Below are 23,008 nucleotides of genomic sequence, written 5' to 3'. Positions count from 1 at the left end.
CGCTTTCAAGGACGCCCGCCATGATCCGCCTTCTTCCTATCGCCGCCGCCCTCGCCGTCGCCGCTCTGGTCGTCGCCGCTCCGGTCGCCGCTCAGTCCGCCGACAACCGCCTGACCTTCACCTTCGAGACGGGAGCCGAGACCGGCGCCGTCATGGTCGCCCTCTACGCCGATGAGGCCGCCTATGAGAGCGGCGCGCCCAGCCGTGCGGCGCGGGTCGATGTGGCGGCGGGCGAGCGCGCCGTCGTGTTCGAGAACCTGCCCGCCGGCGCCTACGGCATGAAGGCGTTCCACGACGTCAACGGCAACGGAAAGATGGATGTGAATCCGTTCGGCATGCCGACCGAACCCTTCGCCTTCTCCAACAACGCCGTCGGCAACATGGGGCCGGCCAGGTGGGAGCGCGCCCGCTTCGACGTTTCCGGCGCCACGGCCCAGACCATCCGCATCCGCTAAGCCCCGTTGTCTGAAGAGACCGCCATGACCCCCACCCGCCGCACCCTGTTCATGGGCGCCGCCGCGCTCGCCGCCGCCCGCGTCCTGGCCCCTGATAGGGCCTATGCTCTGCAAGCCTTGGCGGCGACCGCCGACTGGTCCTTGGCCACCGCCGACGTCGAGGGCGACGTGGCGCCGCGCGCCCTGCGTCTGGTGCACGGCCGGGCGCCGCAGGGGCTGGCGGGCAGCCTCTATCGCAATGGTCCGGCCAAGTTCCGGCGGCCCGGCCGTTCATCCCAGCACTGGTTCGACGGCGACGGCCTGATCCGTCGCTGGCGGGTGCAGGACGGTCAGGCCAGCCTGGCCGCCCGCTTCGCCGACACCCGCAAGCGGCGCCAGGAGGCCGAGGTCGGCGCCATGCTGATGCCCGGCTTCGGCACGGTCGGCGATCCGCGCGCTCGCATCGGCTCGGCTGATGACGCCAGCCCGGCCAACACCTCGGTACACAAGGTCGGCGGCAAGCTGTGGGCGCTGTGGGAGGCGGGCTCGCCCCTGGCCATGGACCCCGAGACGCTGGAGACCGAGGACTTCGTCACGCTGCGGCCTGATCTGAAGAACATGCCCTTCCTGGCCCATCCGCGTATCGAGCCGGACGGCCGCATCTGGAACCTGGGCGTGAACGGTCGTCAGGCCATGGTCTGGCGTCTGGCGGCGGACGGCGCGCTGGAGGACGCCGAGGTGATCGCCCTGCCGCGCGCCAGCTACATCCACGACTTCAGCGCCACGGCCCGGCATCTGGTCATCGTGCTTCAGCCCTGGGTGCATGTCCGCAACGTCGCGCCGATGTCGGCGGGATTCGACTGGACGCCCGAGGCGGGGACGCAGGTGCTGGTGGTCGACAAGGCCGACCTGACCCAGCGGCGGATCTACGACCTGCCGTCCTTCGGCTTCTTCCACGTCGGCGACGCCTGGAACGAGGCGGACGGCACGATCCGCTTCGACCTGTGCGCGCACAAGGACATGGACTTCGCCGCGCGCGGCGCCCAGGAGGTGCTGAACGGCGTGCCGCTGGGCGGCGAACCGGCCGAGTTGGCCATGGTCGTGCTGTCGCCGAACGGGCGCGGGCGGCTGGAGCGGACCGGCGTCGTCGGCGAGTTCCCGCGCAGCGACCCGCGCCGGGCCGGTCTGGCGCGTCGCTTCAGCCTGCACACCACGGGCGAGCGCGCCGGCCGACCCCTGGCTTCGGCGGTCGCCGTCACCGACTGGTCGTCGGGGCGCACCCGCTCCTTCGACTTCGGCCCCGGCCATGTGACGGACGAGATGGTCTATGTCCCCAAGCCCGGCGGGACGCACGAGGCCGACGCCTGGCTGGTCGGCCCGACCATCAACCTGAAGGCGGGGGTCAGCGAACTGCACGTCCTGGACCTGATGCACGTCGAGGACGGCCCGGTCGCCACCTGGCGCGCCGATGTGGCCCTGCCGGCGGCGTTTCATGGAAACTGGGCGTGAAAGCCACACCGCGCCATCGCCTCGCGGCGGCCCGTCGGCGCGCGGTTGACCCCCGCCGCCGAACGGGCCAAGACCCCTTCGCCGCCCAGATGCCTATCCTGGGGCGGCGTCTTTTTGGAAACCCTCAGATGAACCCCGAAGACCGAAGTCCGTCTTCAACTTCTTCGACGCTCTGAGGACGCTCCGCTTCCGCGCGAGGGCGTCCTCGCGAAAGGAAGCGACTTATGCTGAACGCCTATGACTGGCGCGCCGATCGGCTCGTGCGCCTGGATACGGCCGTGGATCACGGCCCCGCGTGCTGGATCGATCTCGTCTCCCCGACCGCCGACGAGGTGGCGGCGCTGGAGACCCTGACCGGCATCGACATCCCCAGCCGGGACGAGATGGACGATGTCGAGCCGTCCGCCCGTCTCTACGCCGAAGACAACGGCGTCTTCATGATCGCCGCCGTGGCCACGGACCTGGAGACGCACGATCCGGTCAAGACGCCCGTGACCTTCATCCTCAAGGGCGGGCGGCTGGTGACGGTGCGCTACGGCCAGCCGCGCTCTTTCCAGTTGTTCATCGCCCGCGCCACCCACAAGCCGGGAGAGAAGCTGGCCGGCGGCGAGGCCATCATGATGGGGCTGATCGAGGCCGTCATCGACCGCTACGCCGACGCCCTGGAGATGAAGGGGCTGGAACTGGACGCCATCTCGCGCCAGATTTTCCGCAAGCGCGATCCCAAGGCGGTGGAGAGCCATAACCTGCAGCTGGTGATCCAGGATATCGGTCGGGCAGGCGACTTCCTGGCCCTGATCCGCGAGAGCCTGTCCAGCCTGCAACGACTGCTGGCCTATCACGCGGCGCTGTCGGGCGCGCGCGCCGGGGGCAAGGCGGACCGCGAGGCGCGCCAGACCGTGCGCCTGCTGCAACGCGATGCGGCGGCGTTGAGCGAACTCAGCGTCTCCATGTCGTCCAAGGTGACCTTCCTGATGGATGCGACGCTGGGCCTGATCAATCTGGAGCAGAACCAGATCATCAAGATCTTCTCGGTCGCGGCCGTGGCCCTGCTGCCGCCGACGCTGATCGCCTCCATCTACGGTATGAACTTCGACGTGATGCCGGAATTGCACTGGCAGTACGGCTACCCGGCGGCGGTGGGGGCGATGATCCTGTCGGCCGCCCTGCCGTATCTCGTCTTCCGCAAGAAGCGCTGGCTGTAGGGCCTCACCACCAGCCCGCGTCGCGCAGGGCCTTGGCGTAGCGGCGGCTGACGGGGACGATCAGTTCGCCGCCAGGGCCGCCGTCCAGCGTCAGGGCGGCGCGGCCGTCGCCGCGTGTGACCGAGGCCACGGCGCCCTTGGCCGCCCACCAGCTGCGGTGGGTCTGGGCGCCCTCCAGCCCCTCCAACTCTGCCAGGGCGTCGGACAGCCGCATCAGGATCAGGTCTGAGCCTCTGTCGGTGTGCAGGCGCAGATAGTGGTCCTCGGCCTGGACCGCGATCAGCCGCGCGCCGCGCAAGCGAGGCGGCAGGCGGTCGAGGAAACGGGCGGGCGCGGCGCCCGGCGCGGCGGCGTGAGTTTCGACCGGCTGTTTGCGGCCCAGGAAGACGTTCAGAATGCTGAGCACGGCGGTGATCAGCGCCACCGGCGGGAAGAAGTGGCGCAGGTCGTCGGCGTGGCGCAGCCGACCTTCGAACATCAGGCCGGTCATGGCCCAGACCATGAGCGTCAGCGGCCCGGTGATGACCAGGGTCAGGGCGGCGACGCCCAGCCAGGGGCGCGCGTCCACGTCGATGAAGCGCTCGACCAGCAGGCTGCATAGGTGCCCCCACAGGCCGCCGACGACGAGCACGGGCACCCAATAGGCCAGACGCTGGGCCAGCGGCGCGCCGTTGGAGCCGAAGGCGCCGCCCAGCGCCAGGAAGACGCCCGCCCCGACGGCCACCGCCAGGCCGCGCAGGAAGTCCCGCGCCTTGGACCCCGGCGAGAAATCCAGTCGAGCCGTCACGCGCGCCTCGAACCGCAGACGGCGCGGAAGCCGGCGGCGGCGAACCGCACCATGTAGTCGCAGGCGCTGTCCAGGTCGCCGGACTGGCACAGGCCGCCGGACAGGCGGTCCAGGCGCCCTGTCTCGCCCAGGGTCAGGGTCAGGGCGCCAGACAGATTGTGATAGGCCCAGTACAGATCGGCCTCGTCCGCCTCGGGCATGATGCGCTTGACCAGCTCCAGCAGGCGACGGATCGCCGGGTCGAAATAGCGGGCCATGGTCTCTCCGCCGAAGGCCGGGTTGGCGTTGGTCTGGGCCACCAGGGCGGCGTAGTGCTTCCACCCCGGCCCGCCCTTCAGCGACCACTGGAACGGCGGGCGCAGAAAGGCCTCGAACAGCCCTTCCAGCGTCATGGCGTCGCCCGCAGCCTCGGCGTAACGATCGACGGCGGCGACGCGCTCGGCGTTCCACACCTCGGCGCGACGGTTGAAGACGGCGTCGAACAGCTCCTTCTTGGCTCCGAAATAATAGTGGACGAGGGCCGTATCCACGCCCGCCTCGCGCGCCACCTCGCGGATGGTGACGCCGTAGAAGCCGTGCTTGGAGAACAGATCCTCGGCCGCGTTCAGAATGGCTTCGCGCGTCTCGCCCGCCGCGGCCGCCTTGGACTTCTTGGGCCGTCCGCGCCGGGCGGGCGCGAGGGGCAGCGGCGGAATCTGGGGCGGCGGCAGGTCGCTCTTCGTCATGGCCGGAAGCTAGTCGCGCTTTGGGGGTTAGTGCAACGGCGCCACAGGGCGGACCCTTCCGTGGCGAAAATCAGGCTTGGCTGTTTGACAGGCGGGCGAAAGATCGTCACCAATGCAAAAAATCATTGAACGCTGAATAAAAGCGTCGCTCGGGCTGGAAACAGGATTGGGATGCAAATGAACAGACTCGTGAAGACCGCCCTCTTGGCGGGCGCCGCATTCGGCGTGATGGCCTCGGCCGTCCAGGCTCAGGCCCAGGACGCGCCCTCGACCGGCGAGCAGGCCTCATCGGTCGATGACATCATCGTCAGCGCGCGCCGTCGCGACGAAGCGTTGAAGGACGTGCCCGTGTCGGTGTCGGCGATGAGCGCCGAGCGCCTGGAACAGACCGGCGCCACGGATATCACCGCCCTGCAGCAGCAGACGCCCAACGCGACGGTGCAGGTGGCGCGCGGCTCCAACTCCACCCTCATTTCGTTTATTCGCGGCATTGGCCAACAGGATCCCTTGTGGGGCTTCGAGCCGGGCGTGGGCCTGTATGTGGACGATGTTTATGTGGCGCGCCCCCAAGGCGCCGTGCTCGACATCTTCGACATCGAGCGGATTGAGGTTCTGCGCGGGCCGCAAGGATCGCTGTACGGCCGCAACACGGTCGGCGGCGCCATCAAGTACGTGACGTCGCGACTGGATCCGGACATGCCGGAACTGACGCTACGCGGCGCCTACGGCAGCTATAACCAGATCGATCTCCTGGCTCAGGGCTCCATGCCGGTGACCGACAAGTTACGTATCGGCGCGGCTGTCGCCAGCTACAATCGTGATGGTTTCGGCAAGAACCTGAACACCGGAGCCGAGCATTACGACAAGGACGTCATCGCCGGGCGGGTCAGCGTCGAGTTCCAGCCCTACGACAACGCCTTCTTCCGCCTGGCTTATGATCGGGTCGAGGACCGCTCCAACCCCCGTCACGGCCACCGCGAGCGGCCGGGCGTCGGCCCGGGCGCGGGCGTGCCGGACAGCGTGTACGATACCTATGCGGGCTTGGGCGATCGCAACAAGGTCACGACCGAGGGCGTGTCGCTGACGGCGCAGGTCGACCTCAACGATGTCTGGACCTTCAAATCGATTACAGCCTATCGCACGGGCGACACGGACACCCTGATCGACTTTGACAACACGCCAGCGCCGACGCTGGACATCCCTGCGGTGTACGGTGACCACCAGTTCACCCAGGAGCTCCAGGCGCTGTTCAGCACGGACCGGATCCAGGGCGTGGCGGGGATCTTCTATCTGGACGGTACGGCGTCGGGCGCCTTCGATACGATCGCCCAGAACTTCGGCATCGTGATCGGCACGGCCGGCTATGTGGAGACGACCAGCGTCGCCCTGTTCACCGACGTCAATCTGGACCTGACCGACCGTCTGCACCTGGGCCTGGGCGCGCGCTACACGATCGACGACAAGACCGGCCACGTCTTCCGCGCCAACTATCTGGGCGCGACGCGCAGCCCGCTGCTGGGCGGCACGGCGCGCAATCCGATCCTGCTGCGCACGGATTACACCCGCTCCAAGTCCTTTGATCAGTTCACGCCGAAGGTCTCGCTGTCCTACGATTTCTCGGACCGCATCACCGGATACGCCTCCTATTCGAAGGGCTACAAGTCGGGCGGCTTCGACATGCGCGGCGATGCGATCCTGACGCCGGATACCGTCAACGGCTATGAGCCTGAAACCGTCGATTCCTATGAAATCGGCCTGAAGGGGTCGGCCTTCAATCGTCGTCTGAACTTCGCTTCGGCGATCTTCTATAACGAGTACCAGGACCAGCAGATCACGACCCAGGTTCCGGCGCCGGGTGGCATCGCCAGCTTCGTCGACAATGTCGGCGCCTCCAAGTTCCATGGCGCGGAGTTCGAGGGCTCGCTGATCCTGACCGATAGCCTGACCGCAAACTTCGCTGTCGGCTACCTGGACTCCAAGTTCGAGAAGTTCATTCGCTACAATCTGGTCACCCAGCAGTATGAGGACATCTCCGATCTCGTCGTGTTGCAGAACGCGCCGAAGTGGACCGGCTATTTGGGCCTGACCTGGCAGGGACAGTTGGCGGGCGGGGCGTTGGCCGTGACGCCGTCGGTCAGCTATCGCGACGACTACAGCCAGTTCGAGTATCCGAACGCCGATCTGGACCAGGAAGCCTTCGCCCTGGTGGACCTGTCCATCGTCTGGACGGACCCCAGCAACAAGTGGACCGTCGGCCTGTACGGCAAGAACCTGACCGATGAGGAATACCGCGTCGGCGGCTACAACTTCGCCAAGACGCCGGTCGGCGATTTCTATAACGACTCCGTGATCGGCTACTACGGCCCGCCGCGCACCGTGACGGCGTCGCTGCAGTACAAGTTCTGATCTGGAGCTTTCTCCTGAACGCCTGATCATCTGGTCGCGGGCGGCGGTTCGTTGGAGCCGCCGCCCTTCTTTTTTCGTGGCGCAGAGCGGCGCGGCCGCTACCGTCGTCGCAAGTAAATCAGTCGGGAAACGTCCATGAGCCAGATCGAAGCCGCAAAGGCCGAGGGAAGCGCCGTCTCGCCAGGCTATCGCTACTATGTGCTGGCGATCCTGATCTTTGTTTACATGCTGAACTTCGTGGATCGGCAGATCATCGGCATCCTGGCGGCGCCGCTGAAGCAGGAGTTCCAGCTCAGCGACGAACAGTTCGGCCTGCTGGGCGGCATCGCCTTCGCCTCGGTCTATTCGACCCTGGCCATTCCCCTGGCGTGGCTGGCCGATCGGGCCAGCAGGGTGTGGATCATGACCGGCGCCTTGACGGTCTGGTCGGGTTTCACCGCCCTGTGCGGGGTGGCGGGATCCTTTGGCCAGCTGTTCCTGTTCCGCATGGGGGTGGGCGTGGGCGAGGCCGGCGGGGTGGCCCCGGCTTACTCGCTGATCGCCGACTACTTCCCGCCCAACCAGCGGGCGCGGGCCCTGGCCGCCTTCGCCTTCGGCATTCCCTTGGGCACGGCGGGCGGCACCCTGGTCGGCGGCCTGCTGGCGGCGCAGTACGGCTGGCGCACCGCCTTCATCGTCGTGGGGGTGCTCGGCGTCCTGGTCGCGCCCCTGCTGCGGCTGACGGTGCGTGATCCGCAGCGCGGCGGTGCGGACGCCGCCGCCAAGGTTGAGGCCGCGGTTGCGGCGCCGGCCTCGGTTCCGATTGAGGGCGATGTCAGCCTGGGCCGCAAGGTCGCCCTGGTCTGCTTCGGCGTCGCTGGCGTCCTGGCCGGGCTGGGTCTGCTGTCCCTGTTCGGCGCGGGCCTCGACAACCCGCTTGTTCCGTTCTTCGGCGCAGGTCTGTTCGCGGTGATCGGCGTCTCCCTGTTCATCGCGCGGGCGACGGGCTCGGTCATCATGCGCAAGCGCAGTTTCTGGCTGCTGGCGCTGGGGGCCGCGTCGTCCTCGGTGTGCGGTTATGGCGTGGCGGGCTGGCTGCCGCTGTTCTTCATGCGCAGCTTCGGCCTGACCTTGGCGCAGGTCAGCTGGTACTACGCCGGCATCGCCCTGATCGGCGGACTGCTGGGCATTTGGCTGGGCGGTTCGCTGGCGGACAAGATGGCGCGCCGGTCCAAGGGAGCCTATCCGCTGGTGCCGGCCGTGGCCTTCATCATTTCGGCGCCCTGTTTCATCCTGGCGATGAACTCGCCCTGGCTGATCGGCCTGATCCCGGGCGGCGGCAGTCACGCCATGGCTCTTGCGCTGGCCTTCCTGATCTTCCTGATTCCAACGGGGTTGAACCTGGCCTGGCTGGGGCCGGTGACGGCGGCGGTGCAGCATCTGGCGCCGGCGCCGATGCGCTCGACCGCCTCGGCCATCTTCCTGCTGATCAACAACCTGCTCGGTCTGGCCGTGGGCTTCTACTACTTCGGCTGGATGAGCGACCTGCTGCGCCCGACCTTCGGCGACGAGAGCCTGCGCTGGGCCATCTACACCGGCATGGGCTTCTATCTCATGGCTTCCATCCTGTTGTTCGGCGCATCGCGAACGCTGAAGAAGGACTGGGTCGACTGATCCTGATCCGTTGTCGATCCAATGGCGGTCGCGGCGTAGGGGCGGTCGCCGTGCATAAGAAAAGCCTTGCCGGGCCATAAGACGACAGACGGTTGCGCAGGCGAAGGCGCGACGCCTATAAGCGCGGCCAAAGTTTCCACAAACCTCCCTAACGGCGCGGATCCAGACATGAACATTCACGAGTATCAGGCCAAGCAAGTCCTCAAGGGCTTCGGCGCCCCGGTCGCGGCGGGCGTCGCCATCACCTCGGCCGACCAGGCCGAAGCCGCCGCCAAGCAACTGCCTGGCCCGCTCTATGTCGTGAAGTCGCAGATCCACGCCGGCGGCCGCGGCAAGGGCAAGTTCAAGGAACTGGGCGCCGACGCCAAGGGCGGCGTGCGTCTGGCCTTCTCGATCGAGGAAGCCGTCGCCCACGCCAAGGAAATGCTGGGCAACACCCTGGTCACCGCCCAGACGGGCGAGGCCGGCAAGCAGGTCAACCGCCTGTACATCGAAGACGGCGCCGACATCGCCCGTGAGCTGTACTGCTCGCTGCTGGTCGACCGCTCGGTCGGTCAGACGGCCTTCGTCGTCTCGACCGAGGGCGGCATGGACATCGAGGAAGTGGCCCACGCCACCCCGGAAAAGATCCACACCATCGCCATCAACCCGGAAGCCGGCGTCACCGCCGAGAACATCGCCGCCATCAACGCCGCGCTGGAACTGACGGGCGACGCCGCCGAAGACGGCAAGTCGCTGTTCCCGATCCTGTACAAGGCCTTCGTCGAGAAGGACATGGACATGCTCGAGATCAACCCGCTGATCGTCATGGAGAACGGCCGTCTGCGCGTTCTGGACGCCAAGGTCAGCTTCGACGGCAACGCCCTGTACCGCCACGAAGACATCCGCGCCCTGCGCGATGAAACCGAAGAAGACGCCAAGGAGATCGAGGCCTCCAAGTGGGACCTCGCCTATGTGGCCCTGGACGGCAACATCGGTTGCATGGTGAACGGCGCCGGTCTGGCCATGGCGACGATGGACATCATCAAGCTGTACGGCAAGGAACCCGCCAACTTCTGCGACGTCGGCGGCGGCGCCGGCAAGGACAAGGTCGCGGCGGCCTTCAAGATCATCACCGCTGACCCGAAGGTCGAGGGCATCCTCGTCAACATCTTCGGCGGCATCATGAAGTGCGACGTCATCGCCGAAGGCGTTGTCGCTGCGGTGAAGGAAGTGGGCCTGAAGGTGCCGCTGGTCGTGCGTCTGGAAGGCACGAACGCCGAGCTGGGCAAGAAGATCCTGAACGAGTCGGGCCTGACCATCCAGGCTGCCGACGACCTGGACGACGCCGCCCAGAAGATCGTCGCGGCGGTCGCGTAAGCGCCGCTACCGCCCAGCAGACACACAGAATTCAGAGCACAGACACATGTCCATCCTCGTCAATAAGAACACCAAGATCCTGGTCCAGGGCCTGACCGGCAAGACCGGCGGCTTCCACACCGAACAGGCCCTGGCCTATCACGGCACCCAGATGGTCGGCGGCGTGCACCCGACCAAGGGCGGCCAGACCTGGACCGGCTCGCACGGCGAAAGCCTGCCGATCTTCGCCTCGGTCGCCGAAGGCAAGGAGCGCACCGGCGCCGACGCCACCGTCATCTACGTCCCGCCGGCAGGCGCGGCCGACGCCATCATCGAGGCCATCGAGGCCGAGATCCCCTTCATCACCTGCATCACCGAAGGCATCCCGGTGCAGGACATGGTGCGCGTCAAGGCCCGCCTGGACCGTTCGAACTCGCGCCTGCTGGGCCCGAACTGCCCCGGCGTCCTGACCCCGGACGAGTGCAAGATCGGCATCATGCCGGGCAACATCTTCAAGAAGGGCAACGTGGGCATCGTCTCGCGTTCGGGCACCCTGACCTATGAAGCCGTGTTCCAGACCACGAACGAAGGCCTGGGCCAGACCACGGCCGTCGGCATCGGCGGCGACCCGGTCAAGGGCACCGAGTTCATCGACGTGCTGGAGATGTTCCTGGCCGACGACGCCACCGAGTCGATCATCATGATCGGCGAGATCGGCGGCGCGGCCGAAGAAGACGCCGCCCAGTTCCTGATCGACGAAGCCAACAAGGGCCGCAAGAAGCCGATGGCCGGCTTCATCGCCGGTCGTACCGCTCCGAAGGGCCGCACCATGGGCCACGCCGGCGCCGTCGTCTCGGGCGGCAAGGGCGATGCGGAATCCAAGATCGCTGCGATGGAGGCCGCGGGCATCCGCGTTTCGCCGTCGCCGGCGCGCCTGGGCACGACTCTGGTGGAAGTGCTGAAGGGCTAAGCCTTTCAGCGGCGCACGCTGCGCGTGCGGGCGCTACCGCTCGCCGCGCGGCGGCTCGCTGCTTGAGCGCCGGATTCACTTCAGGGTGGGTTCGGCGGCGGGCGGGCGGCGGATTGGACCAAAGTCTGATCTATCCGCGTTCCGGGGGTGTTTTTCGCGCCGTGTGACCTTTTGTAACGCCTCCGGAATCGTCCGGGGGCGTTTTTTCTTGCCGATTCGACCAATTTCCACCCGGTCGGCCTCCCTTCGGTCATGACCAGTAAGGAAACAGGGCCTATATGAACGGCGCTGCTCTCCGCGCGGCTGTGCGCGGGCGGTTGTAAAGGGACGATTGAGAGAAAAATGGCGGACGATGCGGGTCGGCTGAACCAGGTCTTTGCCGAGACCTCCTTCCTCTATGGCGCGAACGCCGCCTTCATTGAGGACCTGCACGAAAAATGGGCTGCGGACCCCGGCTCGGTGTCGGGGGAATGGCGCGCCTTCTTCGATCAGCTGAAGGACAACGCCGACCTGGTGAAGCAGTCGGCCGCCGCCGGCTCCTGGGGTCGTTCGGGCGCTTCCGAGCCGACCGAGGAAACCGCCGTGTTCGACGGCCGCTGGCCCGCCCCCAAGGTCGATCCCAAGGCCGCCGGCAAGCCCGGCCCTCGCCCGACCGCTCCGGTTGCTGACGCCTCGGGCGCCGTTTCGGCCGCCGACGTGCGCGCCGCCGCCCACGATTCCATCCGCGCCCTGATGCTGATCCGCGCCTATCGCGTGCGCGGCCACCTGCAGGCCAACCTCGACCCGCTGGGCATCGAGCCGCCGATCCAGAACCCGGAGCTGACGCCCGAGTTCTACGGCTTCACCGCCGCCGACATGGATCGCCCGATCTTCCTGGACGGCGTCCTGGGCCTGGAGACCGGCTCGGTCCGCCAGGTGCTGGAGATCCTCAAGCGCACCTACTGCGGCAACATCGGCGTGCAGTTCATGCACATCGCCGAGCCGGACGAGAAGGCCTGGCTGCAGCAGCGCTTTGAAGGCCCGGACAAGTTCGAGCAGAACGCCTTCACCAAGGAAGGCAAGCTGGCCATCTTCAAGAAGCTGGTCGAGGCCGAGGGCTTCGAGCGCTTCCTGCACAAGCGTTTCCCCGGCACCAAGCGTTTCGGCCTGGACGGCGGCGAGGCCATGGTCCCGGCCCTGGAGCAGGTGATCAAGCGCGGCGGCGCCCTGGGCGTCGACGAGATCGTCTTCGGCATGGCGCACCGCGGCCGCCTGAACACCCTGGCCGCGGTCATGGGCAAGCCCTACAAGACCATCTTCCACGAGTTCCAGGGCGGTTCGTCCGTACCGTCGGACATCGAAGGATCGGGCGACGTCAAATACCACATGGGCGCCTCGTCGGACCGTGAGTTCGACGGCAACAAGGTCCACCTGTCGCTGACCGCGAACCCCTCGCACCTCGAGATCGTCAACCCGGTCGTCCTGGGCAAGGCGCGCGCCAAGCAGGCCTTCGACATCCGCGAGGCCGAGGTCAACGTCGGCAAGCCGGACAACGAATGGGTGCTGGACCGCTCCAAGGTCGTGCCGCTGCTGATCCACGGCGACGCCGCCTTCGCAGGGCAAGGCGTGGTGGCCGAGTGCTTCGCCCTGATGGGGCTGAAGGGCTACCGCACCGGCGGCACCCTGCATTTCGTCATCAACAACCAGATCGGCTTCACCACGGCGCCGCGCAACTCGCGTTCGTCGCCCTACCCGTCTGACGTCGCCCTGATGGTCCAGGCGCCGATCTTCCACGTCAACGGCGACGATCCCGAAGCGGTCGTCTTCGCTTCGAAGGTCGCCACGGAATACCGTCAGAAGTTCCACAAGGACGTGGTGGTGGACATGTTCTGCTACCGCCGCTTCGGCCACAACGAAGGCGACGATCCGACCTTCACCCAGCCGCTGATGTACGCGAAGATCAAGAATCAGCCGACCACGCTGGAGATCTACGTCAAGCGCCTGGTCGCCGAAGGCGTCCTCACCCAGGCCGAGGCCGACGCCGAGATCGCCCGTTTCGAGGCCTTCCTCGACGCCGAGTTCGAAGCCGGCAAGACCTTCAAGGCCGACAAGGCCGACTGGCTGGACGGCCAGTGGCAGGGTCTGGGCGTCGATGCGGGCGATGATCAGCAGCAGCGCGGCAAGACCGGGGTTCCGGCCGCGAAGCTGCTCGACTACGGCCACCGCCTGACGACGATCCCGAACAGCGTCGACATGCACAAGACGCTGAAGCGCGTCATCGACGGCCGTCGCGATGCGGTGTCGAGCGGCGCGAACATCGACTGGGCCACGGCCGAGAGCCTAGCCTTCGCCAGCCTGCTGGATGAAGGCTACAACATCCGCCTGTCGGGTCAGGACTCGGTGCGCGGCACCTTCTCGCAGCGTCACTCGGGCGTGACCGACCAGACGACCGAGCAGCGCTACTTCCCGCTGAACAACCTGCGCGAAGGTCAGGCCCATTTCGAGGTCATCGACTCGGCCCTGTCGGAAGAGGCGGTGCTGGGCTTCGAGTACGGCTATTCGCTGGCCGACCCGAACACCCTGACCATGTGGGAAGGCCAGTTCGGCGACTTCGTCAACGGCGCCCAGGTGGTGATCGACCAGTTCATCTCGTCCGGTGAGCGCAAGTGGCTGCGGATGAGCGGCCTGACCATGCTGTTGCCGCACGGCTATGAAGGCCAGGGCCCCGAGCACTCCTCGGCTCGCCTGGAGCGCTTCCTGCAGCAGTGCGCCGAGAACAACATGCAGGTCGCCAACTGCACGACGCCGGCCAACTACTTCCACATCCTGCGTCGCCAGCTGCACCGCTCGTTCCGCAAGCCGCTGATCCTGATGACGCCCAAGTCGCTGCTGCGTCACAAGAAGGCCGTCTCGACCTTGGCCGACATGGCCGAGGGTTCGTCCTTCCACCGCGTGCTGCGCGACGACGCCGAGCTGCGTCCGGACGTGGCGGGCGTCACGCTCAAGGCCGACAAGGACATCCGCAAGGTCGTCGTCTGCTCGGGCAAGGTCTATTACGACCTGCTGGACGCGCGCGAGAAGGCGGGCGTCAACGACATCTACATCCTGCGTCTGGAACAGTTCTATCCGTGGCCGATCAAGTCGATCTCGGCGGAGCTGGCGCGCTTCCCCAACGCCGATCTGGTCTGGTGTCAGGAAGAACCCAAGAATATGGGCGGCTGGACCTTTGTCGATCCGTGGATCGAGCTGACGCTCGAGAAGCTGAACGTGAAGGCCAAGCGCGCGCGCTACGTCGGTCGCCCGGCCTCGGCCTCGACCGCCGCGGGCCTGATGAGCCGACACTTGAAGGAACTCGAGACCTTCCTCGCCGAGGCCATGGCCTGACCGCCGCGCCTGACCTAAAAGACAAGCAAAGTTCAGACACGAAAAGACACTGAAGATGGCCGATATCCTGACCCCCGCCCTCGGTGAATCCGTCGCCGAAGCCTCCATCGCCAAGTGGACCAAGAAGGTCGGCGACGCCGTGAAGAAGGACGAAGTCCTGGTTGAGCTGGAAACCGACAAGGTCTCACTCGAAGTCGTCGCCCCCGCCGACGGCGTGCTGTCGGCGATCAACGCCAATGACGGCGACACCGTCGTTCCCGGCACGGTGCTGGGCTCGGTGAGCGAAGGCGGCGCGGCCGCCGCCTCGGCTCCGGCTCCGGCTCCGGCGGCTGCGGCTCCGGCCGCCGCTCCGGCCGCTTCGGGCGGCGCTGCGGTCGACATCGCCGTGCCGACCATGGGCGAGAGCGTCGCCGAAGGCTCGATCGGAACCTGGTTGAAGAAGTCGGGCGACACTGTCGCCAAGGACGAGCTGCTGGTCGAGATCGAGACCGACAAGGTGGCCGTGGAAGTCTCGGCCCCGGCCGCCGGCGTCCTGACCATCATCGCCGCCGACGGCGACACCGTGACCCCTGGTCAGGTGATCGGTTCGGTCGCCGCCTCGGGCGCGGCCGCTGCGGCTGCTCCGGCGGCTGCTGCACCGGCCCCGGCCGCCGCCCCGGCCAACGCCGGTTCGGCCCAGGTTCCGACCTCGACCCATCTGTCGCCCGCCGTCCAGCGCGTGGTGTCGGAAAACAACATCAACCCGGCCTCGCTGTCGGCCTCAGGTCCGAAGGGCAACATCACTAAGGCCGACGCCATCGCCGCCATCGGCGCCGCCGCTCCGGCTGCGCCCGCCGCGGCCGCCCCGGCCGCGGCGCGCGCCGACCAACCGCGCGAAGAGCGGGTGAAGATGACGCGCCTGCGTCAGACCATCGCCCGTCGCCTGAAGGAATCCCAGAACACGGCCGCCCAGCTGACCACCTTCAACGAGGTGGACATGACCAACGTCATGGCCCTGCGCGCCCAGTACAAGGAGGTCTTCGAGAAGCGCCACGGCGTGAAGCTGGGCTTCATGTCCTTCTTCACCAAGGCCGTGGTTCAGGCCCTGCACGAAATCCCGGCCGTCAACGCCGAGATCGACGGCACGGACATCATCTACAAGAACCACTACGACATCGGCATCGCCGTCGGCACCGACAAGGGCCTGGTGGTTCCGGTTCTGCGCGACGCCGACGCCCTGTCGCTGGCCGGCATCGAGAAGGGCATCGGCGCCCTGGGCAAGGCTGCCCGTGACGGCGCCCTGACCATGGATCAGATGCAGGGCGGCACCTTCACCATCACCAACGGCGGCACCTATGGCTCGCTGATGTCGACGCCGATCCTGAACGCGCCGCAGTCGGGCATCCTGGGCATGCACAACATCGTGCAGCGCCCGATGGCCATCAACGGCGAGGTCAAGATCCGTCCGATGATGTACCTGGCCCTCAGCTACGATCACCGCATCGTCGACGGCAAGGAAGCCGTGACCTTCCTGGTCCGCATCAAGGAGCTGCTGGAAGACCCGGCGCGCGCCCTGCTGGACCTGTAAGCTCCGCACCACGCGAACGACTGACGACGGCGGGATCTTCGGATCTCGCCGTTTTCAATTGCGCGTCCTGCAGGCGTGTTAGGCTGCCGCCATGAGCCTGGTCGAGATCGCCCGCTATCAAGACGTCTATGAGGCCGATCTGGCCGCCGCCTTCCTGTCGTCGCACGACATCGAGGTGTCGGTGACCGAGCGGTTCCAGACCACGGTCGATCCCTTGATGCAGCGCGCCCTGGGCATCCGGCTGATGGGACGGGCGGATCAGGCGGCGCGGGCGCGCGACCTGCTGGCGCGCGCCGGGAACGGGGAATTCGCGACCGATGAAGGCGATGATCTGGACGGGCCGGATTCGACGGTTCGCACGGCGTCGCGCGGACTGGCCCTGTTCGCCTTCGCGACCGGGGCCGGCTTTGTCGGCACGGCCATGCCGCGGCGCTTCAACGCGCTGCAGTGGGCGGGCCTGGCGCTGATTGCGGCGATCCTGCTGCTGTCCGGGAGCGCCTATTTATGGGCGTCGGTGAACGGCGCCCTGGGTTGAGGCGTTGCGGGCGGTTGACGGGCGCATTGAAAATAACGGAGCTTCGCCCCGCTTCCTTGTGATGGAGAGTTTGCTTGCGTCTCAATCTGATCCCTGCGTCCGGCGCCCTGACCCTGGCGGCTGCGCTCATGGCCTGCGGGCCGGCCCCGGCCGAGGCGCCCGCCGCCGCGCCTAAGGCGGAAGACGCTGCGGCGACGGCCCCCGCAACGGCCCCGGCTGTCGCCGAGAGAAGCGCCGACTTCCGCCGCACCGATCCGGCCCAGGCCGATCTCAAGCTGATCGAGGAAGGCGCCGAATGGCGCGTGCTGATCCGCGCCGGGGGCGTTCCGAACGGCGGGGCCACGGCGGCCGATTGCGAGCTTCAGGCGCGCGGCGCTCAGGACCGCGACGATGTCATCCACGCCAAGCTGATCCCGTTCGAAGGCGAGCTGAATGAACTGACGGCGGCCGACATCGGCGCCGACGCGCCGGTGGTGAAGGTGCGCGTGGGTCCGGAAGGCGCCTTTGTCGAGGACAGCACGGCCGCCAACCGCTTCTGCGGCATGGGCTCTGACATCTCGGGCTTCTACAGCCGCACCCAGACGCCGGACTGACGGCGCGTCAGGGGCTAGAGGCCGACGTCCCAGACGCCCGCGTCGCGCATGCGGCATTCGCGGGCTTCTGCGGCGCGGCCGCCCATGTCGTGGGCCATGCCGCGAATGGCGTCAGATACGGTCGTCTTGTGCAGACCCGGCGTCACCGCATGGATGAAGGCGCATCCGGCCAGGCGCATCAGCTTGAAGCCGAAGCGCGACGAAGCGGCCATATGCTCGAGATAGGTCTCATCGACCTCACGCGGGTGATCGCGGAACAGGCGGTTGAAAGCGTTCGACATGAAGACAGCCTAGCGTGTTCGCGCCGGTCCCTCTACCCGGCCGCCGCATTCTGGCCTAAACCCGCGCCAGGAACAGAGGGCGCTTCGTCACGCCGCTTCAACCCCGCGTGACGCGGGCGCGGAGAAGCCTCCTCTCTGATGCTCAAGAGGACGACACATGGCCGACGGCAAGACCACTTCCGCCCAGACCTTCCGCTGGGAAGACCCCTTCGACCTGACGGGCCGTCTGACCGACGAGGAGCGGATGGTTCAGGATGCGGCGCGATCCTATGCGCGCGAGGCCCTGCTGCCGCGCGTCGTCGCCGCCTTCCGCGACGAGGTGTTCGATCGCGCGATCATGACCGAGATGGGCGAGATGGGCTTCCTGGGCGCCATGCTGCCGGAACAGTACGGCGGTTCCGAAGCGTCGCACGTCGCCTATGGCCTGATCGCCCGCGAGGTCGAGGCGATCGACAGCGGCTATCGTTCGGCCATGTCGGTGCAGTCGTCCCTGGCCATGTATCCGATCTACGCCTTCGGTTCCGAAGAGCAGAAGACGAAGTTCCTGCCGAAGATGGCGGCGGGCGAGCTGGTCGGCTGCTTCGGCCTGACCGAGGCGGACGGCGGGTCGGACCCGGCCTCGATGAAGACCACGGCGGTCGCGGTTCAGGGCGGCTATCGCCTGAACGGCGGCAAATACTGGATCACCAACTCGCCCATCGCCGACCTGGCCATCGTCTGGGCCAAGCTTGACGGCGTGATCCGCGGCTTCATCGTCGAGCGCGACTTCGACGGCTTCACCACGGGCAAGATCGGCGACAAGCTCAGTTTGCGCGCCTCCGTGACGGGCGACATCGGCCTGAACGACGTCTTCGTGCCGGAAGCCAACTTGCTGCCGGGCGTCCAGGGCCTGCGGGGGCCGTTCTCTTGCCTGAACAAGGCGCGCTTCGGCATCGCCTGGGGCGCCATGGGCGCGGCCGAGTTCTGCTTCCACGCCAGCCGCGACTATGTGGCCGAGCGCACCCTGTTCGGCCGCCCGCTGTCGTCGCGCCAGCTGGTGCAGAAGAAGCTGGCGGACATGCAGACCGAGATCTTCTTGGGTTTCGAGGGCGCCTACGCCCTGGGCCGTCTGCTGGACACGGGTGCCTGGGTTCCCGAGGCCATCAGCCTGATGAAGCGCAACAACTGCGGCAAGGCCCTGGCCGTGGCGCGCGAGGCCCGCGACATGCACGGCGGGGCCGGGATCACCGGCGAGCTGCACGTCATGCGCCACGCCATGAACCTGGAGACGGTCAACACCTATGAGGGCGCGCACGACGTCCACGCCCTGATCCTGGGCCGTGCGATCACGGGCGAAGCGGCCTTCTGATCCCAAGCGTTGCAGAAAACGCGCGACGCGACGATCCTTTGCCGTTGTCGCGCGTTTGTCTCGCCTGCGGGGCGGCGATGCTCGCCCGTCTGTCGGCCGAAGGCGGTCGGCGCCTGAAGGAAACCGGAATGACCAAACACAGCCTGCTGGCCGGCGCCGCCCTGGCGATCTTCAGCTTCAGCGGCATGGCCCAGGCTGCGCCCGTGGCCCCGACGGCGACCACCGTCCAGTCGCCTGTCGCGGCCATGCCCTATGACGCCCGACGCGGCGTCTTCACCTTCGCCGCCGGGCTGGAGCAAAGCCTGCCCGCCGTGGTCCAGGTGACGACCCTGGGCCAGTCGCGCGGTCCCAGCTCGGAAAACAATCCCAAGCCGTCGCAGGGCGGATCGGGCGTCATCATCGACGCGCGCGAAGGCATCATCGTCACCAACCACCACGTCATCGAGAACGGACAGAAGTTCACGGTCGACCTGATCGACGGCCGCCTGTTCGACGCCACCCTCATCGGCGCCGACAAGGCGACGGACATCGCCGTGCTGAAGATCGACGCCACGGGCCTGGCGCAGGTGGCGACGGTGGATTCCGACACCCTGCGCAGCGGCGACCTGGCCTTCGCCGTCGGCTATCCCCTGGGCCTGGACCAGACCCTGACCATGGGCGTCATCTCGGGCCTGAACCGCTCGGGCATGGGCGACGCCATCGAGGACTACATCCAGACCGATGCGGCGGTGAACTCGGGCAATTCGGGCGGGCCGCTGCTGGACAGCCGGGGCCGCTTGATCGGCATCAATACCGCCATCCTGTCGGGCGGTTTCGGCGGCGGCAACGACGGCATCGCCTTCGCCGTGCCGACGCGCATCATGATGTTCGTGGTCGACCAACTGCGCGCCACCGGCGAGGTCAAGCGCGGCCGCGTCGGCCTCGGTCTCGGCTCCCTGACGGCCGAGCGTGCGCGCGAGGTCGGGCTGAACATCGTGCGCGGCGCCGTGGTCTATGACGTCGAGCCGGGCTCGGCGGGCGAGAAGGCGGGGTTGAAGCCCGGCGACGTGCTGACGCGCATCCAGGACCGCCCGGTGGCCAACGCCGGTTCGGTCCAGGCCACGGTCGGCATCGCCCGCGCCGGAACCCAGATGCCGGTCGTCTATCTGCGCGACGGCCGAGAGGCCTCGACCCGGCTGACGATCGAGCCGTCCGATCCGGCGCCGGTGCGCGTCGGCGCGCAAGCGGCCATGGCGCGCGGCCTGACGGTGCGCAATCCGGCTTCAGGACGCGGGGCTCAGATCGCGGTGGTCGAGGCCGGGTCTTCCGCCGCCGCCGCCGGCTTCCAGGCCGGTGATGTGGTGGTTCAGGCGAACGGGGCCGAGATTGCGGACATGAGGGATCTGGCCCAGCGGCTTCAGGCGGCGGGCGAGGCGGTCGTGCCGATTATCGTCCTGCGCGACAATGAACGGGTCGAGATCGACCTGCCGGCCTGATCACGCCGTCTGAAGCTCTACGGAATCGCCCGCGTGACCGCCCGTCGCGCGGGCGAAGTCTTGTGCGTCGGATAGGGAGCAGACAGCAAAACGCCCGCGCTGCCGGGAGGGGGAGGGGAGGCAGGCGCGGGCGTCTCGCTTGGAGGAAGCATCGACCCGCCGAAGCCCTAAGCGGAAAAATCCAGGGGGCTGGGGGGGCTGTTCAGGATCCGGGACTTTTCCGAACTCCGACGAGCCGATGATGTAGTTCTGATCAGCGTTCCGGGCGGACGAAGGACCGAATGGGGGCGTTTTCGTGTCGTTTCGGATTTTCCCGATTGGTGAAGCTTAGACCTTGGACAGGATCAGGGTGGCGTTGGTGCCGCCGAAGCCGAAGCTGTTGGACATGACATGCGTCAGTTCGCCGTCGTGGCGCTGACGCAGGATCGGCATGCCCTCGAACTCGGGGTCTAGGTTCTCGATGTGGGCGCTCTCGGCGGCGAAGCCGTGCTTCATCATCAACAGGCAGTAGATGGCTTCCTGCGCGCCCGCCGCGCCGAGCGAATGGCCCGTCAGCGACTTGGTCGAGGAGATCATCGGCATGGCGTCGCCGAAGACGTTGCGCACCGCGCCCATTTCCTTGCTGTCGCCGACCGGCGTCGAGGTGCCGTGCGGGTTCAGGTAGTCGATCTTCGGATTACCGGCCATCTCCAGCGCGATCTTCATGCAGCGCTCGGCGCCCTCGCCCGAGGGGGCCACCATGTCATAGCCGTCCGAGTTGGCGCCGTAGCCGGTGACTTCGGCGTAGATGGTCGCGCCGCGCGCCACGGCGCGTTCGTATTCTTCCAGCACCACGATGCCGGCGCCGCCGGCGATGACGAAACCGTCGCGCGTCGTGTCATAGGCGCGGCTGGCCTTGTCGGGCGTGTCGTTGAAGTTGGAGGACATGGCGCCCATGGCGTCGAACATGTTCGACATGGACCAGTCGATGTCCTCGCAGCCGCCGGCGAAGACCACGTCCTGCTTGCCCCAGGCGATCTGTTCGGCGGCCGCGCCGATGCAGTGGGCGCTGGTCGCGCAGGCCGAACTGATCGAATAATTGACGCCCTTCAACTCGAACCAGGTGGCCAGCACGGCCGAAGGGCCGGACGCCATGGCCTTGGGCACGGCGAAGGGGCCGACGCGCTTGGGCGAGCCCTTTTCGACCGTGGTGGCCGCCGCCTGCAGGATGACCTGGGTCGAGGGGCCGCCCTCGCCGACGATCAGGCCGATGCGCTCGTTCTTGATCTCGTCGGCGGACAGGCCGCTGTCCTTCAGGGCCTCTTCAAAGGCGATGTGCGCCCAGGCCGTGCCGTTGGCCAGGAAGCGGGCGGCGCGACGATCGACCAGAGGCGCCCAGTCTTCAGCCGTGTGGCCCAGGGCCGGGGGCGCCCAGACCTGGGAGCGGAAGCCGTATTTGGCGTGGTCGGCGGCGTGCTGGACGCCAGACTTGGCGTCGCGCAGGGAGGCCGCGACCTGATCCTGGCCGGTGCCGATGGAAGAGACGATGCCCAGTCCGGTGACGACGACACGCCGCATGGTGATTCCAATCCTCAAAGTCTTCGGACGCCGCGTTGGCCGCGGCTATCCATCAAGTGGGGTCAGGCGGCGTCCGGTTCCACCGGAGCCGCGCCGCCGAACAGGCCGACGCGCATGTCAGCGCAAGTATAGATGACCTCGCCGTCCGCTTCGAGCACGCCGTCGGCGATACCCATGACCAGCTTGCGGTTGATGACGCGCTTCAGGTGGACCTTATAGACCACCTTCTTGACGTCCGGCGTCACCTGGCCGGTGAACTTGACCTCGCCGACGCCCAGGGCGCGGCCCTTGCCCGGTCCGCCGATCCAGCCGAGGTAGAAGCCGACCAACTGCCACATGGCGTCCAGACCCAGGCAGCCCGGCATGACCGGATCGCCGATGAAGTGGCACTGGAAGAACCAGAGGTCCGGGTTGATGTCGAGTTCCGCCTCGACATAGCCCTTGCCGTAGTCGCCGCCGTCGGCGCTGATGGTCTTGATCCGGTCGAACATCAGCATGGGCGGGGCCGGCAGCTGGGCGTTGCCCGGACCGAACAGCTCGCCCCGGCCCGAGGCCAGCAGGCCTTCGTGATCGAACGACGACGGATATTGCGACTGGCTCAAGGGAAATCGGCTCCGAAAGGTGTTGCTGGCGGGTTACACGACCCAGAGGCCGCGCTCAACCATGCGTCAGCATATGGGATCAGGAGGCGCGGCCGGCGCCGGCCGGGCGGGCGGCGTTGCACAGGGCCCGTTCCTGGGTTCCGAAGACGGCGCGTTCGGCGACCCAGCCGCGCAGCTTGCGCGCCCGCACCCGGCACCAGCCGTCCTCGCACTCGTCCAGGGGGATCAGGGCGTTCGGCGACAAAAGGGCGCGGACCGAGGCGGTCTCGGACCGGCCCGTGCGGATCGGCACCGCTTCGTCCGAGCGGTTGAAGACGCTGCGGCGGCCCGAGGCGACGGTGCGGTGGATCCAGGCGACGGACCCTTCCGGGTCGCAGATCTTGCGCCATTCGCGCGTCTCGGCGATCACCTGCACCGGCAGACCCGCGGCGCGATATTCCCACAGGATGCGGTAGTCGAGGCCCGGCCCCTGGCGCGCCCGCACCTGCGAGGATTTCAGCGTCACCCAGCGCGGCACCTCCAGCCCCGTCGGGGTCGGGCGGCCGTCGGGCATGGTCGAGCCCGCCGCCAACAGAACGCCGGTCATGAGGACAGCGGCGAGGGCCGCAACGCGAGGCGCCCTTTTGATCCTGACCGCAGCTTTGCTAGACACCGAATATC

General features: G+C 67.4%; 19 protein-coding genes. 13 read left to right on the top strand and 6 right to left on the bottom strand.

From position 1 onward, the window contains the following. Positions 1 to 20 precede the first annotated feature (20 nt). The 3 genes from ABC419_RS00600 to ABC419_RS00590 all read left to right on the top strand — a co-directional run bounded on the left by ABC419_RS00600 (position 21) and on the right by ABC419_RS00590 (position 3,148). Positions 21 to 455, top strand: a complete 435-nt coding sequence (locus ABC419_RS00600) for a DUF2141 domain-containing protein (RefSeq protein WP_200168277.1) — start codon at positions 21 to 23, stop codon at positions 453 to 455. 24 nt (positions 456 to 479) lie between these two features. Beyond that, positions 480 to 1,943, top strand: a complete 1,464-nt coding sequence (locus ABC419_RS00595) for a carotenoid oxygenase family protein (RefSeq protein ID WP_412876658.1) — start codon at positions 480 to 482, stop codon at positions 1,941 to 1,943. A 224-nt stretch (positions 1,944 to 2,167) separates the two neighbouring features. Next, positions 2,168 to 3,148: a magnesium transporter CorA family protein gene (locus ABC419_RS00590; protein ID WP_412876659.1), complete on the top strand. Its 981-nt coding sequence runs from the start codon at positions 2,168 to 2,170 to the stop codon at positions 3,146 to 3,148. 4 nt (positions 3,149 to 3,152) lie between these two features. On the opposite strand, the gene ABC419_RS00585 is transcribed toward ABC419_RS00590, so the two are convergent. Both ABC419_RS00585 and ABC419_RS00580 read right to left on the bottom strand, forming a co-directional pair. Continuing rightward, the gene (locus ABC419_RS00585; protein WP_412876660.1) at positions 3,153 to 3,935 is read right to left on the bottom strand and encodes a LytTR family DNA-binding domain-containing protein; all 783 of its coding nucleotides are present in this window, start codon (positions 3,933 to 3,935) and stop codon (positions 3,153 to 3,155) included. Continuing rightward, complete coding sequence (locus ABC419_RS00580) at positions 3,932 to 4,660, bottom strand: TetR/AcrR family transcriptional regulator (protein WP_200168274.1); 729 nt, start codon at positions 4,658 to 4,660, stop codon at positions 3,932 to 3,934. The genes ABC419_RS00585 and ABC419_RS00580 overlap by 4 nt, the downstream gene beginning before the upstream one ends. A gap of 177 nt (positions 4,661 to 4,837) precedes the next feature. Here ABC419_RS00580 and ABC419_RS00575 point away from each other — a divergent pair, with 177 nt between their 5' ends. The 8 genes from ABC419_RS00575 to ABC419_RS00540 all read left to right on the top strand — a co-directional run bounded on the left by ABC419_RS00575 (position 4,838) and on the right by ABC419_RS00540 (position 17,085). Beyond that, positions 4,838 to 7,066 (top strand): TonB-dependent receptor, encoded by a 2,229-nt coding sequence (locus ABC419_RS00575; protein ID WP_412876661.1) that lies wholly within the window; start codon positions 4,838 to 4,840, stop codon positions 7,064 to 7,066. A 135-nt stretch (positions 7,067 to 7,201) separates the two neighbouring features. After that, entirely contained in the window at positions 7,202 to 8,719 is a 1,518-nt protein-coding gene (locus ABC419_RS00570) for a spinster family MFS transporter (protein WP_368924302.1), read from the top strand. 168 nt (positions 8,720 to 8,887) lie between these two features. Continuing rightward, on the top strand, positions 8,888 to 10,078 hold the full coding sequence (gene sucC / locus ABC419_RS00565) for an ADP-forming succinate--CoA ligase subunit beta (protein WP_087141821.1): 1,191 nt from the start codon (positions 8,888 to 8,890) through the stop codon (positions 10,076 to 10,078). A 46-nt stretch (positions 10,079 to 10,124) separates the two neighbouring features. Then, a complete protein-coding gene (gene sucD, locus ABC419_RS00560; RefSeq protein ID WP_412876662.1) occupies positions 10,125 to 11,027 on the top strand; it encodes a succinate--CoA ligase subunit alpha in 903 nt (300 codons plus the stop codon). Between the two features lie 342 nt (positions 11,028 to 11,369). Then, the gene (locus ABC419_RS00555; RefSeq protein WP_412876663.1) at positions 11,370 to 14,390 is read left to right on the top strand and encodes a 2-oxoglutarate dehydrogenase E1 component; all 3,021 of its coding nucleotides are present in this window, start codon (positions 11,370 to 11,372) and stop codon (positions 14,388 to 14,390) included. A 55-nt stretch (positions 14,391 to 14,445) separates the two neighbouring features. After that, entirely contained in the window at positions 14,446 to 15,957 is a 1,512-nt protein-coding gene (gene odhB, locus ABC419_RS00550) for a 2-oxoglutarate dehydrogenase complex dihydrolipoyllysine-residue succinyltransferase (RefSeq protein ID WP_412876664.1), read from the top strand. Positions 15,958 to 16,048: 91 nt separating this feature from the next. Beyond that, a complete protein-coding gene (locus ABC419_RS00545; protein WP_368924295.1) occupies positions 16,049 to 16,492 on the top strand; it encodes a putative signal transducing protein in 444 nt (147 codons plus the stop codon). A 74-nt stretch (positions 16,493 to 16,566) separates the two neighbouring features. Then, positions 16,567 to 17,085, top strand: a complete 519-nt coding sequence (locus ABC419_RS00540) for a hypothetical protein (protein ID WP_412876665.1) — start codon at positions 16,567 to 16,569, stop codon at positions 17,083 to 17,085. 14 nt (positions 17,086 to 17,099) lie between these two features. On the opposite strand, the gene ABC419_RS00535 is transcribed toward ABC419_RS00540, so the two are convergent. Next, the gene (locus ABC419_RS00535; RefSeq protein ID WP_125899481.1) at positions 17,100 to 17,366 is read right to left on the bottom strand and encodes a DUF6356 family protein; all 267 of its coding nucleotides are present in this window, start codon (positions 17,364 to 17,366) and stop codon (positions 17,100 to 17,102) included. Positions 17,367 to 17,523: 157 nt separating this feature from the next. On the opposite strand from ABC419_RS00535, the gene ABC419_RS00530 reads away from it, so the two are divergent. Beyond that, entirely contained in the window at positions 17,524 to 18,714 is a 1,191-nt protein-coding gene (locus ABC419_RS00530) for an acyl-CoA dehydrogenase (RefSeq protein WP_412876666.1), read from the top strand. Positions 18,715 to 18,842: 128 nt separating this feature from the next. Beyond that, on the top strand, positions 18,843 to 20,189 hold the full coding sequence (locus ABC419_RS00525) for a S1C family serine protease (protein ID WP_412876667.1): 1,347 nt from the start codon (positions 18,843 to 18,845) through the stop codon (positions 20,187 to 20,189). Positions 20,190 to 20,516: 327 nt separating this feature from the next. Here the strand turns inward: ABC419_RS00525 and fabB are convergent, their stop codons facing one another. The 3 genes from fabB to ABC419_RS00510 all read right to left on the bottom strand — a co-directional run bounded on the left by fabB (position 20,517) and on the right by ABC419_RS00510 (position 22,934). After that, positions 20,517 to 21,746: a beta-ketoacyl-ACP synthase I gene (fabB, locus tag ABC419_RS00520; RefSeq protein WP_412876668.1), complete on the bottom strand. Its 1,230-nt coding sequence runs from the start codon at positions 21,744 to 21,746 to the stop codon at positions 20,517 to 20,519. A 62-nt stretch (positions 21,747 to 21,808) separates the two neighbouring features. Then, positions 21,809 to 22,348 carry a 3-hydroxyacyl-[acyl-carrier-protein] dehydratase FabA gene (gene fabA / locus ABC419_RS00515; RefSeq protein ID WP_125899477.1) on the bottom strand — a complete coding sequence of 180 codons (540 nt, stop codon included), beginning with the start codon at positions 22,346 to 22,348 and terminating at the stop codon, positions 21,809 to 21,811. A 79-nt stretch (positions 22,349 to 22,427) separates the two neighbouring features. Then, a complete protein-coding gene (locus ABC419_RS00510) occupies positions 22,428 to 22,934 on the bottom strand; it encodes an SH3 domain-containing protein (protein WP_292057392.1) in 507 nt (168 codons plus the stop codon). Positions 22,935 to 23,008 lie beyond the last annotated feature (74 nt).

The sequence above is a fragment of the Brevundimonas phoenicis genome (assembly GCF_047237745.1).
Classification (GTDB): Bacteria; Pseudomonadota; Alphaproteobacteria; order Caulobacterales; family Caulobacteraceae; genus Brevundimonas.
The sequence above is the reverse complement of the archived record's forward strand: the minus strand, read 5'-3'. Positions and strand labels throughout refer to the sequence as shown.

Coding starts and splice junctions, on each gene's coding strand:
- ABC419_RS00525 (WP_412876667.1), top strand. CDS start 18,843: ATGACCAAACACAGCCTGCTGGCCGGCGCCGCCCTGGCGATCTTCAGC.
- ABC419_RS00580 (WP_200168274.1), bottom strand. CDS start 4,660: ATGACGAAGAGCGACCTGCCGCCGCCCCAGATTCCGCCGCTGCCCCTC.
- ABC419_RS00600 (WP_200168277.1), top strand. CDS start 21: ATGATCCGCCTTCTTCCTATCGCCGCCGCCCTCGCCGTCGCCGCTCTG.
- ABC419_RS00575 (WP_412876661.1), top strand. CDS start 4,838: ATGAACAGACTCGTGAAGACCGCCCTCTTGGCGGGCGCCGCATTCGGC.
- fabB (WP_412876668.1), bottom strand. CDS start 21,746: ATGCGGCGTGTCGTCGTCACCGGACTGGGCATCGTCTCTTCCATCGGC.
- ABC419_RS00595 (WP_412876658.1), top strand. CDS start 480: ATGACCCCCACCCGCCGCACCCTGTTCATGGGCGCCGCCGCGCTCGCC.
- sucC (WP_087141821.1), top strand. CDS start 8,888: ATGAACATTCACGAGTATCAGGCCAAGCAAGTCCTCAAGGGCTTCGGC.
- ABC419_RS00535 (WP_125899481.1), bottom strand. CDS start 17,366: ATGTCGAACGCTTTCAACCGCCTGTTCCGCGATCACCCGCGTGAGGTC.
- ABC419_RS00570 (WP_368924302.1), top strand. CDS start 7,202: ATGAGCCAGATCGAAGCCGCAAAGGCCGAGGGAAGCGCCGTCTCGCCA.
- ABC419_RS00530 (WP_412876666.1), top strand. CDS start 17,524: ATGGCCGACGGCAAGACCACTTCCGCCCAGACCTTCCGCTGGGAAGAC.
- ABC419_RS00545 (WP_368924295.1), top strand. CDS start 16,049: ATGAGCCTGGTCGAGATCGCCCGCTATCAAGACGTCTATGAGGCCGAT.
- odhB (WP_412876664.1), top strand. CDS start 14,446: ATGGCCGATATCCTGACCCCCGCCCTCGGTGAATCCGTCGCCGAAGCC.
- ABC419_RS00510 (WP_292057392.1), bottom strand. CDS start 22,934: ATGACCGGCGTTCTGTTGGCGGCGGGCTCGACCATGCCCGACGGCCGC.
- sucD (WP_412876662.1), top strand. CDS start 10,125: ATGTCCATCCTCGTCAATAAGAACACCAAGATCCTGGTCCAGGGCCTG.
- ABC419_RS00555 (WP_412876663.1), top strand. CDS start 11,370: ATGGCGGACGATGCGGGTCGGCTGAACCAGGTCTTTGCCGAGACCTCC.
- ABC419_RS00590 (WP_412876659.1), top strand. CDS start 2,168: ATGCTGAACGCCTATGACTGGCGCGCCGATCGGCTCGTGCGCCTGGAT.